At 57.7% G+C, this 14,591-nt stretch carries 17 protein-coding genes and 1 tRNA gene; 4 read left to right on the top strand and 14 right to left on the bottom strand.

The genetic code is table 11. The annotated features are described in order from the left end of the window. Window positions 1-2: 2 nt before the first annotated feature. The 8 genes from N8E88_RS21270 to N8E88_RS21305 all read right to left on the bottom strand — a co-directional run bounded on the left by N8E88_RS21270 (window position 3) and on the right by N8E88_RS21305 (window position 6,138). On the bottom strand, window positions 3-626 hold the full coding sequence (locus N8E88_RS21270) for an exopolysaccharide biosynthesis protein (RefSeq protein WP_262295386.1): 624 nt from the start codon (window positions 624-626) through the stop codon (window positions 3-5). 114 nt (window positions 627-740) lie between these two features. Continuing rightward, window positions 741-1,622, bottom strand: a complete 882-nt coding sequence (locus tag N8E88_RS21275; RefSeq protein WP_114431638.1) for a 3-hydroxybutyryl-CoA dehydrogenase — start codon at window positions 1,620-1,622, stop codon at window positions 741-743. A gap of 105 nt (window positions 1,623-1,727) precedes the next feature. Further along, window positions 1,728-2,657 (bottom strand): electron transfer flavoprotein subunit alpha/FixB family protein, encoded by a 930-nt coding sequence (locus N8E88_RS21280; protein WP_262295387.1) that lies wholly within the window; start codon window positions 2,655-2,657, stop codon window positions 1,728-1,730. 18 nt (window positions 2,658-2,675) lie between these two features. Continuing rightward, a complete protein-coding gene (locus N8E88_RS21285; RefSeq protein WP_262295388.1) occupies window positions 2,676-3,428 on the bottom strand; it encodes an electron transfer flavoprotein subunit beta/FixA family protein in 753 nt (250 codons plus the stop codon). Between the two features lie 183 nt (window positions 3,429-3,611). Next, the gene (locus N8E88_RS21290; protein WP_262295389.1) at window positions 3,612-4,373 is read right to left on the bottom strand and encodes a rhomboid family intramembrane serine protease; all 762 of its coding nucleotides are present in this window, start codon (window positions 4,371-4,373) and stop codon (window positions 3,612-3,614) included. Window positions 4,374-4,407: 34 nt separating this feature from the next. Then, a complete protein-coding gene (locus N8E88_RS21295; RefSeq protein WP_262295390.1) occupies window positions 4,408-4,989 on the bottom strand; it encodes a cob(I)yrinic acid a,c-diamide adenosyltransferase in 582 nt (193 codons plus the stop codon). Between the two features lie 74 nt (window positions 4,990-5,063). Beyond that, a complete protein-coding gene (locus N8E88_RS21300) occupies window positions 5,064-5,261 on the bottom strand; it encodes a twin transmembrane helix small protein (protein WP_114431643.1) in 198 nt (65 codons plus the stop codon). Between the two features lie 43 nt (window positions 5,262-5,304). Beyond that, complete coding sequence (locus N8E88_RS21305) at window positions 5,305-6,138, bottom strand: SDR family oxidoreductase (protein ID WP_262295391.1); 834 nt, start codon at window positions 6,136-6,138, stop codon at window positions 5,305-5,307. A gap of 94 nt (window positions 6,139-6,232) precedes the next feature. Between N8E88_RS21305 and N8E88_RS21310 the strand changes: the two genes are divergently transcribed. After that, window positions 6,233-7,087, top strand: a complete 855-nt coding sequence (locus N8E88_RS21310) for a YihY/virulence factor BrkB family protein (RefSeq protein ID WP_262295392.1) — start codon at window positions 6,233-6,235, stop codon at window positions 7,085-7,087. Here N8E88_RS21310 and N8E88_RS21315 read toward each other — a convergent pair. Together N8E88_RS21315 and gluQRS are read right to left on the bottom strand one after the other, a co-directional pair. Continuing rightward, window positions 7,054-7,938: a DMT family transporter gene (locus N8E88_RS21315; protein ID WP_262295393.1), complete on the bottom strand. Its 885-nt coding sequence runs from the start codon at window positions 7,936-7,938 to the stop codon at window positions 7,054-7,056. The two genes, N8E88_RS21310 and N8E88_RS21315, sit on opposite strands and share 34 nt — an antisense overlap. A gap of 228 nt (window positions 7,939-8,166) precedes the next feature. Continuing rightward, a complete protein-coding gene (gene gluQRS, locus N8E88_RS21320) occupies window positions 8,167-9,027 on the bottom strand; it encodes a tRNA glutamyl-Q(34) synthetase GluQRS (RefSeq protein WP_262295394.1) in 861 nt (286 codons plus the stop codon). 80 nt (window positions 9,028-9,107) lie between these two features. On the opposite strand from gluQRS, the gene N8E88_RS21325 reads away from it, so the two are divergent. Together N8E88_RS21325 and N8E88_RS21330 are read left to right on the top strand one after the other, a co-directional pair. Then, the gene (locus tag N8E88_RS21325; protein ID WP_262295395.1) at window positions 9,108-9,752 is read left to right on the top strand and encodes a DNA-3-methyladenine glycosylase family protein; all 645 of its coding nucleotides are present in this window, start codon (window positions 9,108-9,110) and stop codon (window positions 9,750-9,752) included. 110 nt (window positions 9,753-9,862) lie between these two features. Continuing rightward, the gene (locus N8E88_RS21330; RefSeq protein WP_262295396.1) at window positions 9,863-10,420 is read left to right on the top strand and encodes an HNH endonuclease; all 558 of its coding nucleotides are present in this window, start codon (window positions 9,863-9,865) and stop codon (window positions 10,418-10,420) included. 149 nt (window positions 10,421-10,569) lie between these two features. Here the strand turns inward: N8E88_RS21330 and N8E88_RS21335 are convergent, their stop codons facing one another. Together N8E88_RS21335 and N8E88_RS21340 are read right to left on the bottom strand one after the other, a co-directional pair. Beyond that, the gene (locus N8E88_RS21335; protein WP_262295397.1) at window positions 10,570-11,073 is read right to left on the bottom strand and encodes a disulfide bond formation protein B; all 504 of its coding nucleotides are present in this window, start codon (window positions 11,071-11,073) and stop codon (window positions 10,570-10,572) included. Window positions 11,074-11,106: 33 nt separating this feature from the next. Continuing rightward, window positions 11,107-11,697: a YqaA family protein gene (locus tag N8E88_RS21340; RefSeq protein ID WP_262295398.1), complete on the bottom strand. Its 591-nt coding sequence runs from the start codon at window positions 11,695-11,697 to the stop codon at window positions 11,107-11,109. A 408-nt stretch (window positions 11,698-12,105) separates the two neighbouring features. Here N8E88_RS21340 and N8E88_RS21345 point away from each other — a divergent pair. Further along, a tRNA-Leu gene (locus N8E88_RS21345) sits at window positions 12,106-12,188 on the top strand. Here the strand turns inward: N8E88_RS21345 and chrA are convergent. Together chrA and N8E88_RS21355 are read right to left on the bottom strand one after the other, a co-directional pair. Beyond that, window positions 12,179-13,600, bottom strand: a complete 1,422-nt coding sequence (chrA, locus tag N8E88_RS21350) for a chromate efflux transporter (RefSeq protein ID WP_262295561.1) — start codon at window positions 13,598-13,600, stop codon at window positions 12,179-12,181. The two genes, N8E88_RS21345 and chrA, sit on opposite strands and share 10 nt — an antisense overlap. Continuing rightward, window positions 13,600-14,418 carry a chromate resistance protein ChrB domain-containing protein gene (locus N8E88_RS21355; protein WP_262295399.1) on the bottom strand — a complete coding sequence of 273 codons (819 nt, stop codon included), beginning with the start codon at window positions 14,416-14,418 and terminating at the stop codon, window positions 13,600-13,602. Before N8E88_RS21355 ends, chrA begins: the two co-directional genes overlap by 1 nt. Window positions 14,419-14,591 lie beyond the last annotated feature (173 nt).

The following is a 14,591-nucleotide window of genomic DNA, read 5'->3' on the forward strand; positions in this document are numbered from 1 at the left end:
GCTCAACCGAAAATATGCAGGGCCGCGAGGCCGACCGAGGCGCCGAGCCCGATGGCGATGCCTGCGGCAAGCGCTGCCACCAATAGGCCCGTTCCAAGCCAGACGCCATCCTGTTCGCCAAGGCCGATGGCCAAAAGGACGATGCTGAGCGCCGGCAGCTGATTGATGAGCGGGACCGGCAGGATGACAATCAGCGACATCAGCAGCGCGACCATGCTGACGACACGCTCGACGATCATTTGCGGAACGAACCAATAGCGCGGGCGTGCCAGCTTTTCAAAGCGAACGAGCATGGGCTCCAGCCTTGCAATGAACCGGCGATACGTTTCAACCTGCATTGATTTGCGCCGCATGAAGACGGGAAACCACGGCTTTTCAAAGCCCAGCAGCATCTGGATCGAAAGCAGCACCAGCGGAATGCCGAAGATCGTGGAAGTGCCCGGAGGAAGCGGCACAAGATTGAGCGCCGCAAAAAGGATCATCAGCGCGCCGAAACTGCGTTCAGACAAGGCGTCGAGAATGTCGTCGAACGATATTCTTGTCGCAGGATCCGCGCCGATCTCGACAAGGACTTTGGACAAGCGCCGCGTATCCGGATCGTACCGCGCGCTATCGTCGCCGCTCATCGATATTCACGCTCTGACGGCCTGCAAATGGCGTTTTTCTGTGCTCCGGTGCTTGAGGACCACCATTTTTGCCGCGTCATGGCATGAATCTCAACAGTCATGCGTAGAGGACATTCAGCGCGTCGGGACGGGATGTTCGCCGCGATAATCATAGAAGCCGCGGCCGGCCTTGCGTCCGAGCCAACCGGCTTCAACATATTTTACCAGCAGCGGGCAGGGGCGATATTTGGAATCCGCCAGGCCGTCATACAGCACCTGCATGATCGACAGGCAGGTATCGAGGCCGATGAAATCGGCCAGCTGCAACGGGCCCATGGGGTGATTGGCGCCAAGTTTCATCGCGGTATCGATGGCATCGACCGAGCCGACGCCCTCATAGAGCACGTAGATCGCTTCGTTGATCATCGGCAAAAGGATGCGATTGACGATGAATGCCGGAAAATCCTCGGATACGGTAATGGTCTTGTCGAGGCTCGCGACAAATTCCCGGGCGCTCTCGAACGTGACGTTCTCGGTTGCGATGCCACGGATAAGCTCGACCAGATGCATCACCGGAACCGGGTTCATGAAGTGAATGCCGATGAACCGTTCCGGGCGATCAGTGGTCGCCGCAAGGCGCGTGATCGATATCGACGAGGTGTTGGTGGCGAGGATGGCTTCCGGATTGAGATTTGGACACAGCTGCGCGAAAATCTTGCGTTTTACGGTCTCGTCTTCCGTGGCTGCCTCAATGGCAAGATCGACGCCGGAAAGATCCTCCATCCGCAATGCCGGGCGGATACGCGACATTCCCTTGACGCGCTCCGCTTCCTCGAGCTTGCCGTGGGAAACAGAGCGGGCCATGTTGCCGTTGACGGTCGCGAGGGCCTTTTCGATCTGCTCGGCCGACTGGTCATGGATCAAAACATCGTATCCAGCCAAAGCGCAGACATGTGCAATGCCGCTGCCCATTTGGCCCGCGCCAACAATGCCTACGGTCTTGATCGTGCCAGCCATGTTTCCATCCCGTCTTATTATGAATATATCACATAAACTAAATGGCCGGGGTAGCGTTCGTCTACCCCGGCCAAGCAATTTCATTTTAAAGTTCGAATTAAATAATCAAAGGGCCTTTTCAAGCTCGGGCAGGATGACGAAGAGATCACCGACGAGGCCATAGTCGGCGACCTGGAAGATCGGCGCTTCCTCGTCCTTGTTGATGGCGACGATGACTTTCGAGTCCTTCATACCGGCCAGATGCTGGATCGCGCCGGAAATACCGACGGCGATGTAGAGATCCGGTGCCACTACCTTGCCGGTCTGGCCAACCTGCCAATCGTTCGGGGCGTAGCCGGCATCCACCGCGGCGCGCGAGGCGCCAACGGCTGCACCGAGCTTGTCGGCAACCGGAAGGATCACTTCCTTGAACTTCTCGTTCGAGCCAAGAGCACGGCCACCGGAAATGATGATCCTTGCGGACGTCAGTTCGGGACGGTCGCCGCCGGAAAGCTTTGCCTCGACGAACTTCGACAGACCGGGATTGGCTGCAGCCGAGACATTCTCGACGGAAGCCGAACCGCCTTCACCGGCTGCCGCGAAGGTTGCGGTGCGCACGGTGATGACCTTCTTGGCATCGGTCGCCTGTACGGTCTGGATGGCGTTGCCTGCATAGATCGGACGCTTGAACGTATCGGGCGAGATCACCTCGATGATGTCCGAGACCTGCATGACGTCGAGCAGGGCGGCAACACGCGGCAGGATGTTCTTGCCGTTCGTGGTCGCTGCCGCAATGATCGTGTCGTAATTGCCGGCGAGCGATACGATCAGCGCCGCGCTTGCCTCGGCAAGGCGGTTGGCCAGATCGTCACTGTCGGCGAGGAGAACCTTTTTGACGCCGGCAAGCTTGGCAGCCTGATCGGCGACGCCCTTGGCGCCTTTGCCTGCGACCAGCACATGCACGTCCGGGCCGATGGCAAGGGCTGCCGTCAGTGCCTTTGCGGTCTGGTCGGAAAGGCTCTCGTTATCGTGTTCGGCAAAAAGAAGAATAGCCATGGTGAAATTCCTTATCCTTTAAATCAGAACGCCGGCTTCGTTCTTCAGCTTGCTGATGAGTTCAGCGACATCCTTGACCTTGACGCCCGCCTTGCGGCCGCCCGGCTCTTCGGTCTTGATGACCTTCAAACGCGGCTTGGTATCGACGCCATAATCGGCAGCGGACTTTTCATCCAGCGGCTTCTTCTTGGCCTTCATGATGTTCGGCAGCGAGGCATAGCGCGGTTGATTCAAGCGCAGGTCCGTGGTGACGATCGCCGGCAGCGTGATTTCGATTGTCTGCAAACCGCCATCGACTTCGCGGGTGACCTTGGCAGTGTCGCTACCGAGTTCGACCTTCGAGGCGAAGGTGCCCTGGCTCCAGCCGAGGAGGGCCGCAAGCATCTGACCTGTCTGGTTGGCATCGTCATCGATAGCCTGCTTGCCGAGGATGACCAGCTTTGGCTGTTCGGCATCGACGACGCCTTTCAGGATCTTGGCGACGGCGAGCGGCTCGACGATATCGTCGACCTTGACGAGAATACCGCGGTCGGCACCCATGGCGAGCGCGGTACGGATGGTTTCCTGCGCCTGCGCCGGGCCGATCGATACGACGACGACTTCCTCGACCTTGCCGGCTTCCTTCAGACGGAGCGCTTCCTCGACCGCGATTTCGTCGAACGGGTTCATCGACATCTTCACATTGGCAAGTTCAACGCCGGAGCCGTCGCCTTTAACCCTGATCTTCACGTTGTAATCGACTACCCGCTTTACCGGTACGAGGACTTTCATAGGGATTCCCTCTCAAATAAACGAAGGACAGATTTACTGTCCGGTGGTGCTACCCGCTTGCCGGAAGCCGACATGGAGGTGAAAAAAACGACACTGCCGCGTCTGAGTTGCGCGGGACCGTAAATATGAGCGACGTAAAGGTCAATCCGCTTGCACCCAGTTCAACCGATTGAATGAAGACAGTCAGCGGCCCCACTTGACCGGTTCGGCCTCGCGGGTGACTGGCTCCGGTTGTTTCTCCACCACTACGGCGCGCGGCGAGACAATAGCCCGGTCAAACAATGGCACGCTTCGGCGCTTCATGATCACGATAAGCACAGCGCCGGCGATGATGCCGCCGACATGGGCCGGCCAGGACACCTGTTCCTGCCCGCCCCATAAAAGCATTGCGAATTGTGTCACGACCCACAGCACCAGCGGATAGATTGCCGGGATGCGCAAGGGAATGCGCCCAAACGCCAGCACCCAGACCTTTACGCGTGGGTGAAGCAACAGGTAGGCGGAAACGATACCGGCGATGGCGCCAGAAGCGCCGATGAGCGGCGCTTCTGAATCGGGCAGGATCACGCCATGCAGGAACGCTCCGGCTGCGGCACACAGAAGATAGAAGATCAGAAACTTGATGTGGCCAAGCGCGTCTTCGACATTGTCGCCGAAAACCCAGAGGAACAGCATATTTCCGCCGAGATGGAAGATGTCGGCGTGCAGGAAAGCGTAGGTGATGTAGGTGAAATCGGGCGGGACGAAGTAATAACTGGCAGGCAGAACCGCCATGTCATGGATGATGGCAGGTATGTAACCGAGGCCGATCGCGGCGACATGGGCAGTCTCGCCGTCAACAGCCATGACCAGATAGACAAGCACGTTGATGACGATCAGCGACAGCGTCACATATTGCAGCTTGATGTATTTGAGACTGTTGGCGTCATGCAATGGAATGAACATCGGCGCCGGTTCCCTGCCTCAGCGATTGCGACATTTAGCGGTTATGACCGGGGACCCATAACACGTCCCTCGCGCCATTGTCATTGACCACGCGGGCCGCGACAAACAGAAAATCCGACACGCGGTTGATGTATTTCAGGGCGGCCGGTGTGACGGTCTCGTCAGGCTTCTGCGCGAGTTCGACCATGTGCCGCTCGGCGCGGCGCGCCACGGTGCGGGCAAGGTGCAGCGCGGCGGATGCGGGCGAGCCGCCCGGCAGCACAAAGGAGCGCAATGGCGCAAGGTTTGCGTTCAACCGGTCAATCTCCGCTTCAAGCCGCAGAACCTGGCTGTCGATAATGCGCAAGGGTTCGTAAGGAAGCGTCTGGCCCCTGTCGGGAGTTGCAAGATCGGCACCGAGATCGAAGAGGTCGTTCTGTATGCGCATAAGCATGGCGTCGAGTTCGGGGAAGGCTTTTTCCGTATGGAGCCGCGCAAGCCCGAGACAAGAATTTGCTTCGTCCACGGTGCCATAGGCTTCGACGCGAAGATCATGTTTGAGACGCCGTTCGCCACTGCCGAGGCCGGTGGTGCCGTCGTCGCCCGTACGCGTGTAGATCTTGTTGAGCTTGACCATGAGACAACCTGTCTATCATTCGTTTTTAACGCTATTCCGGACGGAAACCGCTTCACACTTTTCGTGGAATTGCTCTAGCCTGCCGCGCGGTGGAAATAGATCGCACCGACGATCAGGATGATGGCGATCAACTGCAGGAAGATGCGCAACTGCATCATCTTGTTGGAGAAGTTTGCGTCGCCGCCTTTCATCATGTTGCGCAGGCCAATGAGGAGCACGATGGTCACCGCGGCAATTGCCACGAGCGCCAAAAATTTGAAAATGACATCCATACTCTATTCCTTGATCGTCAGACTTGTCTGCAGTCTGCTCCTGTCACGACTGGCTCGCAAGCACGCGATATAGCGCACGTGTGGATAGAAATCTGCGGGCAAAGTTTGTAATTTTTGCCGGGCGTGTCACCAGATAATGGGGACGCGGGCGGGGATTTTCCAATGCGTCCTTCAGCACTGCATAGACCGCATCAGGACCGAGTTTAAATTTCGACTTTGTGCCGCCCCCCGAAAGCCGGGCTAGCAGCCTGCGATACTCGTCACGATGCACCGAGTTTTCCACATCGATGTACTTTTCGATCTGCTTGCGGGCATTGTAGGTGAACCGGGTGGCGATGGGCCCAGGCTCGATCAGCGACATTTGAACGCCTGAACCCTCCAGTTCCATCCGCTGCACGAGCATCAGCCCTTCGACCGCGAATTTTGATGCGACATAGGCGCCGCGCCATTTCATCGGTACGAGGCCAAGGATGGACGAGCAATGAACGATCCGGCCATGGCCCTGCTTGCGCATGACGGGAACAATGTGTTGCGTCAGCTCATGCCAGCCGAAGAAATTGACGTCGAACTGCTCCCGCAGTCCATTGATGGGGAGATCTTCCACGGCGCCAGGCAAAGCGTAGGCGCCATTGTTGAAGAGCGCATCGAGCGTGCCGCCGGTTTCGCCGAGCACTGCTTCGACCAGCGCAGCGATGGAGTCCGGTTCGCGGTAGTCGAGATAGTAGGCAGACAGGCCATCAGCCTTCAACGCTTCGATATCCGTTGGCTGCCTTGCGGTGGCAAAGACTGTCCAGCCATCTGCCTTCAGCGCCCGGGCGCAATGGGCACCTATCCCGCTGGAACATCCTGTGATCAAAATCGTTCTTGAACGTGCCATGTTTACCGGATGTTTCAACTAAGGTGTTTTAAAGACTTCACATATTCGCCGGCGCCTTGCAATCTCGAGGTCAGGAAGGGACAGACCATTATCGATGCGTAGGGCAAGATCTTTTCTTTGGCGCGTTGTCGCCGATACATGGCGGCATTTCAGCACCGATGATGGGTGGGCGCTTGCAAGCCACGTTGCCCTTTCGGCAATTCTCGCGCTCTTTCCGTTTCTGATCTTTGCGACTTCCCTTGCAAGTTTCCTTGGGGCGAGCGCCTTCACGGATACGGCTGTTCATGTGATCTTCGATACATGGCCAGAGGTGATCGCCAAGCCGATTGCGCAGGAGGTACGCAATGTTCTCAATATCCAGCGCGGCGGCCTTTTGACGATCAGCGTTATCGCGGCAGCCTATTTTGCCTCCAACGGCATCGAAGCGTTGCGGGTGGCTCTCAACCGTGCCTATCGCGTGATCGATACGCGTTCGATCGTCTATTGCCGCCTGCAAAGCCTCGGCTATGTCATTGTCGCAACGATAGGTATCATGGCCATCAGCTTCCTGCTGATCCTCGCACCGCTCGCCATGCGCATCGCGACGATCTATATCCCGGAGCTTGTACTTGTGTCAGGAACGATCGGCTTCTGGCGCTACTGTATTGCCTCGGCGGTGCTCATCATTGGCCTTTTGGTCGTGCACCTGTGGCTGCCCGCGGGCCATAGGACTTTCATGGAGATACTGCCGGGCGTCCTGTTGACGCTAATTGCCTGGACCGTTGGCGCGACGATCTTTGCAAGTTATCTCGAGACCTTTGCAACCTATGTGTCGACGTATGCGGGCCTCGCATCGATCATGGCGGCGATCGTTTTCCTCTATATCGTCGCGGCGATCTTCATCATCGGCGCGGAGATCAATGCCGCGATCATCCGTTACTGGGAAATCGAGGAAGCCACGCGTCTCTGACCTGTCGAGAGGGCCACGCCTAGGCTGGCAATGACCATTCCGACCAATTGAAACGGTGTCAGTGTCTCGCCGAACAGCGCATAGGCCATCAGTGCCGTGACACCCGGGACCAGATAGAACAGCGATGCGACCTTGGACACCGCGCCCTGATTGATGAGCAGCATCAGCAGCAGCACGGCGCCTATCGACAGGACGAAAACGAGCCAGAACATGGCGAATATCAATTCGCCCGACCAGATGATGGTGTGGGTCTCCAGTAAGAGCGAGAATATGCCGGTGAGGACGGCGGCGCCAAGATATTGCAGAGTCGTACCCGCCTTCAGATCGATATTGCCGGCAAAACGCTTTTGCCAGACAGTGCCGATGCTGATGGCGATAACTGAAAAGATTGCCGCTGAAACCGTCGCCGGCGTGATGCCGCCGGTGGAAATGACGAGCTTCGGCCAAAGGACCATGGCGACGCCGATGCAGCCGACGGCAAGCCCGGCCCAATGGCGCGGCTGGATGGTTTCGCCGAGTACCAACCCCGCGATCAGGGCTGTGATCAAGGGCTGCAGCCCGACGACGAGCGCCGACATGCCTGCGGGCAATCCATTGTGAATGGCCCAGAACGCGGCTCCGAGATAAGCCCCATGTATCAGGCAGCCCGCGATGATCGCGTGCCTTGCACCGCGTTTGCTGGGCCAATGATTGCCATCGAGTACCACCCAGAGGCCAAGGATGGCTCCCGCGATCAAAAACCGCACCATGAGGAAATAGAACGGTTCCATATAGGGCATGGCGTAGCGAGCGCCGATGAAGCCGGTGGCCCAAAGAACAACAAACAGAGCGGGAAAATAGCGGACGGGCATAGTCGGGAGACCGGATCAGGGATGGATAGTGGTGCTGATCTATACCGAATTGGTTTCAACAACCAGACGTTGCCTAAGGATAAGATTGGGTGCGTGGTTCGACAAGCTCACCATGAGGGAGGTTGGGTGCGTTCCACGGATAGTCGCGGAGGTTGCGACTGTCTGCAGTCAACCAATCTCCCTCATGGTGAGCTTGTCGAACCACGCATGGCCGCTTTGCCAATCGAGCTAGACACCAACCATACTGCGTATTTCTTCGGCGCTCACACCTTCTTGCCGCAGTGAATGCAACGCGGTGTCCCTGCGGCTTTTCGAAAGTTTCTCCCCGTCGTGATCCAGGATAAGCGCATGGTGGTGGTAAACCGGCGGCTCGATATCGAATATCCGCTGCAGCAGGCGATGGACGCTTGTGGCCTGGAAAAGGTCCTTGCCGCGCACGACGTGGGTGATGCCCTGCAGCGCATCGTCGATCACGACCGATAGATGATAGCTCGTCGGCATATCCTTTCGCGCAATGATGACGTCACCCCAAACGTGCGGTGCGGCTTCAACGGCGCGTTTTTCAGGTTCAAGCTCGGTCCAGAAAAGCGGCTCGCCAACATGTTCAAGCGCATCGTCCATATTCAAACGCCACGAAAATGGCTGCCCGCCGCTGATCCGCCGTTTTCGCTCGGTGTTCGAGAGCTGCCGGTCCGTCGGCGGATAGAGCAGGGCACCGTCCGGATCGCGCGGCCAAGTCCCATTTCCACCAAGGTTTTCGATTTCGTGTTTGATCTCGCCGCGGCTTAGAAACGCCGGATAGACAAGTTCCATACCGATCAGCCGATCGAGCGCCTCGCGGTAGACAGCGAAGTGTTCCGACTGACGGCGGACCGGCTTCTCCCACTCGAAGCCGATCCAGTGCAGGTCCTCCTGCATGGTCTGTTCGAGTTCCGGGGTGCAGCGCTCGCGGTCGATATCCTCCATGCGCAGCAGCAGTCGGCCGCCTGCATCGCGCGCCATCTGCTGGTTGAGCAACGCGGAATAGGCATGGCCGAGATGCAGATGGCCATTGGGGCTGGGGGCAAAACGGAATACCGGAACTGTCATGAGTGATGAGTGGCGTTCTTGCGTGGGTATCGAGGCAATTGATACGGTGTTTCTCAAACGAAGCAAAGTGAACGATTGCAATGCGCAGAATTGATACGCTCGAGGATATTGCGGAAGGGCTCGAAGCCTTGCTGCAAACGCACCCCGAACTTGTGGCGATAGCCGAACGCGCCGGGCCGCTGCCGCTGCGCCGCTCCGTCCCGGGCTTCGAGAGCCTTGCCTCGGTGATCGTTTCGCAGCAGGTCTCCAAGGCCAGTGCCGATTCGATCTGGAAGCGGCTTGTCAGCATCATCGATCCCCTGACACCGGAAAACTACCTTGCAGCCGGCGAGGAGGCGTGGCGCCTTGCCGGCCTGTCCCGCGCCAAACAGGCCACTCTCGCCCGGATCAGCGAAGCGGTAATAGCGGGAGAACTCGATCTCACCGCTTTGGCGGATATGCCGATTGAAGAGGCCATGCGGGTAATGACAAATGTGAAAGGCATCGGGCCCTGGACGGCGGAAGTCTATCTGCTGTTTTCCGCTGGCCATGCGGACGTGTTCCCATCGGGCGATGTCGCGCTTCAGCATGCCTATGCCCATGCCTATGGCGAATCAGTGCGGCCGGACTCCAAGGCGTTGCGGCTCTTTGCGGAGCGCTGGACCCCGTGGCGCGGTGTTGCCGCCCGACTTTTCTGGGCTTACTATGCCGCAACGCGTGGCCGCGATGGCACACCAATGCCATGAAGTTGAAATAACGGGGTTTTTCCTCAGCAAACACCGCAATTTGCTTCACATTCCTGTCACGTCCAGCTTACAATAATGCAAGCCTGATGGTTGGATTGGGAGTTGATTCCTTGACAATAGCCGTCTCGCCGGACGGGTTACCGGCTCTGGTACTCAATGCGGACTACCGTCCGCTCAGTTATTATCCCTTGTCGCTCTGGTCCTGGCAGGACGCGATCAAGGCGGTTTTTCTTGACCGTGTGAACATCGTCGCCGAATACGAGCATGAGGTGTCCTCGCCCTCCTTCGCGATGCGGCTACCCAGCGTGGTATCGCTCAAGACCTACATCAAACCCACGCGCAATCCTGCCTTTACCCGGTTCAACGTCTTCCTGCGCGACCGGTTCGAATGCCAATATTGCGGCTCGGAAGAAGATCTGACTTTCGATCACGTCATCCCGCGCTGTGCTGGCGGCGAAACGATCTGGCAGAATGTCGTGGCAGCCTGTTCACCTTGCAATCTTCGCAAGGGCGGTCTGATGCCCAACCGTGCCAAAATGTGGCCGCGACAGAAACCCTATGAACCGACCGTGCATGATCTGCACAATAACGGCCGGCTGTTTCCGCCAAACCATCTGCACGAAAGCTGGATGGATTATCTGTACTGGGATGTCGAACTCGAACCCTGAGACCCCTGCCAATCCACCCCGATGGCCATCTGATGTGGTTTTCTGCGCTCCCGTTGCTCACGAACCCAAAAGTTCGCTGCGCTACGGTTCTCGCAAACCGCACCAGCTGACTCAGCGGGCTGAATTCTCAGATGGTCTCAGCGACGGCACTACGCCTTCACTGCGCCACGAAATGCGACGATCATCAAGATCAGGCTGGCGATGGCATTCCAGCCGGCAAAGGACAGGCCAAGTACGCGCAGCGCGGCCGTATCGCATGCGGGCGGGTGAATGGCATTCATATCCTTCAGGAGATTACCCGCATCGGTGGTGATCGACATGGATACTGCGGTGCAATCCGTTGGTCCGGCCCAGAACTTCCATTCGACGCCCGCATGGAAGACGGCGAGGCCGAGGCCAACGAGCATGAGGAGCCCTCCAAGTGCCAGCAGGAGACGCGTAAGGCTCGCTGGCCATTTCAGGCTGGACGAGGCAACCGCCAAGGCCATCAGCGGAATGCCGGCATAATAGGGATAGCGCTGCTCAAGACATAATTTGCAGGGCAGATACCCGCCGATATACTGAAAACCAAGCGCAGACCCGACCGTGAAAATCATTGCGAGGAAGAGAAATACAGCCGTCCTGAAATGGATGGGGGAATTCGTTGCACTCATACTATCTTGACGTCCTCATTCATGGCGATCGCTTTACAACTGGGTGTAGTGGAACAGAGCATAGAGCAAAATCAGGACAAGTGCTGCTGCGCCCGCAATCAGGCCAAGCCGTTTTTCGATGAAGCCGCGAATAGGTTCGCCGTAACGCCGCAAAAGCCAGGCGAGGAAGAGAAAGCGCGCGCCGCGCGCCAGCACCGCCGAGACGATGAACAGCCAGATATTGATACCCGCGGCTCCGGAAAGAATCGTGACGACCTTGATCGGCGGCAGGTGGGCGAGGCCGGATGTGACCAAGAGGAGCAGGATCGCATCGGCGCTGGTCGAACCGCGCAATTGCTCGAAGGCATCGAGCTTGCCGTACATTTCAAGGATCGGCTTCGCCAGTGTTTCATAGGCATAGTAGCCGAGCAGCCAGCCTGCTATGCCTCCGAGGACAGATGCGATCGTTGCCACCAGCGCATAGCGGTAGGCTCGTTCGGGCCGCGCCAGCGCCATCGGCAGGAACAGCACATCGGCCGGAACGAGGAACACCGAGCTTTCAATGAATGCGATGATGGCAAGCCAGACCTCCGCCGATTTGCGCGCAGCCAGAGACATGGTCCAATCGTATAGTCTGCGCAGCATCAAGTCGGTTCCTGTGGGGGGGAGGCTATTTCGGAAAGTCGGGTGATCTTTAGGCTCTGTCGATATTCACGTCATGACAGCCTGCAAATGGCGTTTTTCTGTGTTTCCGGTGCTCATGAACGTGAATGTTCACTGCGCTCCGGTTCTCGAAAACCACCATTCTCGGCTCGCCTTGACCTTGAATCTCGACGGACCCTAGAGCAAACCGCAGCCAAATGGAATCGTTTCGCTCAATTTTTGCCAAAGGCTCTTTTCCTGGCCATTCGCCTCTATTTGTCTCGTGCGGGCAGGGCAACACACGACTGTGTTACATTCAAGAAATCATCTTATTGCTGTTGACCGAAGGGTGGCTCTGCATGTATTTGGCTTTTCACGGTCGTGGGTTCACCCATATCCGACGCTCTTGCGGCCCCCTTGGCGGAATTGGTAGACGCGCCTGACTCAAAATCAGGTTCCGAAAGGAGTGCTGGTTCGATTCCGGCTAGGCGGTAATCATCGTACCGGCGAGGACGATCCACGCTACACCCACCATCGCGCACACCAGGAGCGTGAGGATAACGTTGGCGCGAAACCTGAATAACGCCAGCATTGCAGCTGCGGTCAAAAGCAATGACGGCTCGTTCAAGGAGCTCAATACCGGAACATCGAGCGAGAACCATCCGAGCTTGTAGTTATAAACTTGTCTGAACAGTACATGTAGTCCGAACCAGATCGCCAAGTTCAAAATGACGCCAACAACTGCAGCTGTGATCGCGGACATCGCGCCTGTCAGCGCCGTGTTCCCCCGCAAGCTCTCGATGAACGGTGCGCCAAGGAATATCCACAGAAAGCAGGGGATGAACGTCACCCATGTCGTCAGGACAGCGCCGATGCCAGCCGCAACGAAGGGGTCCAGGACGCCCGGATTCCGGAACGCTGCCATGAAGCCAACGAACTGAACGACCATGATCAGCGGTCCTGGCGTCGTCTCGGCCATTCCCAAGCCGTCAAGCATCTCTCCGGGTTTCAGCCAGCCATAGTACTGAACTGCCTCCTGCGCTACGTAGGCAAGGACGGCGTAAGCACCGCCGAACGTGACAACCGCCATCTGGCTGAAGAAGATCGCGACCTTGGAGAAGACGTTGTCGAGGCCGAGGAAGGCAACAAGGAGCGCGACCGGGATCAGCCAGAGCGCAAGTAACACGCCCGAGACCTTCAATGACCAGGCAAGGTTGGGCCGCGCGTGACGAGGGATCACTTCGCCCAGCGCCGAATCTCGGTCTTCCAGTGCGGCACCGGCACCGGACTTGTGCCCGCCGCCGATCCGGAAATGCGGTGATGCGACCCGCCCGCCAATGTAGCCGACCACGCCCGCTGTCAGGATGATCATGGGAAACGGGACGTGAAGGAAGAAGATCGCGATAAAGGCGCACGACGCAATTGCGATCATCGCGTTGTTCTTCAGCGCCCTTTCACCGATCCGGAACACTGCTTGAAAAACTACGGCAAGCACTGCAGCCTTCAGTCCGAAGAACAATCCTTCAACTACATCGATGCTGCCGTAGGCGACATAAATGTAGCTGAGGCAAAGGATTGCAAGGAACCCGGGTAGAACGAAGAGGGCACCTGCAACAAGGCCCCCACGTGTCCTGTGCAACAGCCATCCGATGTAGATTGCCAGCTGTTGTGCTTCCGGTCCCGGCAAAAGCATGCAGTAGTTCAGAGCATGCAGGAAGCGGTGCTCGCCTATCCAACGCTTCTCTTCGACAATGATGCGATGCATAACCGCGATCTGGCCAGCAGGACCGCCAAAACTTAGAGCGGCGATCCTTGCCCAGACTTTCACCGCGTCCGCGAAGGAGATGCCATGTTCATGCACTTGCTTGTCTGAAAGCGCGTCTGCCTTGCTGATGATGTCGGCCATCATGCTGTCCGTTTCGCCGAGGGCCAATTGTGTTTCTCGTCTGTCGCGTCCCGGCTCCAGCGATAGAAGGCATCGTAAAGTCCAAGGCCAGCTTCCAGTTGCTCATGATCGTCAGTGTACATCCTCGACAGTCCGAGGGACGCTGCCAACAGGCCAGATGCTTCCGGGGCAAGATCGAGTCGTGCTGTGTCGGCCCCTCGCACAATTGTGGCCAGCCGTAGCAAAGGCTCCGATGACAAGCCGAGTTCGTCAATCATGACATCAAAGGTGCAGAGCTCTTCGCGGTGGCTCCAGAAGACCTCTTCGATATCATAAGGCGCTGCATCGAACCGGTCCGCCACATCGGCGACATCTGCCGGAGGGACGAACAGAAAGACGGCATAGGGATCAACGAAACGCTTGATCAACCAGGGACAAGCGATGCGATCGATCTTGGGCCGCGCTCTCGTCACCCAAACGGTACGCCCTTGGCTATCCCGAAGTGGCAACTTCGATACGGGGACGACTGCCAATCCGGACGCAACCCAAGCCTCGAACCCGCCATCGAGAACATTCGCGTCAATACCGGATTGCCGAAGCCACGCGGCCACGCCATGGCTGAGCTTTCGACCGCGCTGACAGATCACAATAGCGGCACGAGTTTCCAAATGGCCGAGCCAAGCTTGGACGTCGCTATAGCTGCGCCGGATTGATCCGGGGATCAGGCGCGGATCGGCCGCAAAGTCGTCGTCGGTTCGAACATCGACAAGGATGGGACAGCCGGGTGTGCCAACCAGGCGGGATAGTTTTTCAGAAGAAATTTCGAGAAGCGAAGTCATGACGCGTCCTCCGTTGATCGGTTACTCCGGACGCGATACTTCGGCTGACGCCTTGTGGGGTGATCGCAACCCCCATTACAACATAATGTCACCTTGTCGACACGTGTCAAGTACGCGAGGGCCTGGCAGCGTTCCATTGTGACGGATAAGATCGCGTTGATATCAATCGCGAA

It is taken from the genome of Phyllobacterium zundukense, from assembly GCF_025452195.1.
Taxonomy (GTDB): Bacteria; Pseudomonadota; Alphaproteobacteria; order Rhizobiales; family Rhizobiaceae; genus Phyllobacterium; species Phyllobacterium zundukense_A.

Excerpts from the sequence above, each read along its gene's own strand:
- N8E88_RS21270 (WP_262295386.1), bottom strand. The coding sequence starts at position 626 with ATGAGCGGCGACGATAGCGCGCGGTACGATCCGGATACGCGGCGCTTG.
- N8E88_RS21275 (WP_114431638.1), bottom strand. The coding sequence starts at position 1,622 with ATGGCTGGCACGATCAAGACCGTAGGCATTGTTGGCGCGGGCCAAATG.
- N8E88_RS21280 (WP_262295387.1), bottom strand. The coding sequence starts at position 2,657 with ATGGCTATTCTTCTTTTTGCCGAACACGATAACGAGAGCCTTTCCGAC.
- N8E88_RS21285 (WP_262295388.1), bottom strand. The coding sequence starts at position 3,428 with ATGAAAGTCCTCGTACCGGTAAAGCGGGTAGTCGATTACAACGTGAAG.
- N8E88_RS21290 (WP_262295389.1), bottom strand. The coding sequence starts at position 4,373 with ATGTTCATTCCATTGCATGACGCCAACAGTCTCAAATACATCAAGCTG.
- N8E88_RS21295 (WP_262295390.1), bottom strand. The coding sequence starts at position 4,989 with ATGGTCAAGCTCAACAAGATCTACACGCGTACGGGCGACGACGGCACC.
- N8E88_RS21300 (WP_114431643.1), bottom strand. The coding sequence starts at position 5,261 with ATGGATGTCATTTTCAAATTTTTGGCGCTCGTGGCAATTGCCGCGGTG.
- N8E88_RS21305 (WP_262295391.1), bottom strand. The coding sequence starts at position 6,138 with ATGGCACGTTCAAGAACGATTTTGATCACAGGATGTTCCAGCGGGATA.
- N8E88_RS21310 (WP_262295392.1), top strand. The coding sequence starts at position 6,233 with ATGCGTAGGGCAAGATCTTTTCTTTGGCGCGTTGTCGCCGATACATGG.
- N8E88_RS21315 (WP_262295393.1), bottom strand. The coding sequence starts at position 7,938 with ATGCCCGTCCGCTATTTTCCCGCTCTGTTTGTTGTTCTTTGGGCCACC.
- gluQRS (WP_262295394.1), bottom strand. The coding sequence starts at position 9,027 with ATGACAGTTCCGGTATTCCGTTTTGCCCCCAGCCCCAATGGCCATCTG.
- N8E88_RS21325 (WP_262295395.1), top strand. The coding sequence starts at position 9,108 with ATGCGCAGAATTGATACGCTCGAGGATATTGCGGAAGGGCTCGAAGCC.
- N8E88_RS21335 (WP_262295397.1), bottom strand. The coding sequence starts at position 11,073 with ATGAGTGCAACGAATTCCCCCATCCATTTCAGGACGGCTGTATTTCTC.
- N8E88_RS21340 (WP_262295398.1), bottom strand. The coding sequence starts at position 11,697 with ATGCTGCGCAGACTATACGATTGGACCATGTCTCTGGCTGCGCGCAAA.
- chrA (WP_262295561.1), bottom strand. The coding sequence starts at position 13,600 with ATGGCCGACATCATCAGCAAGGCAGACGCGCTTTCAGACAAGCAAGTG.
- N8E88_RS21355 (WP_262295399.1), bottom strand. The coding sequence starts at position 14,418 with ATGACTTCGCTTCTCGAAATTTCTTCTGAAAAACTATCCCGCCTGGTT.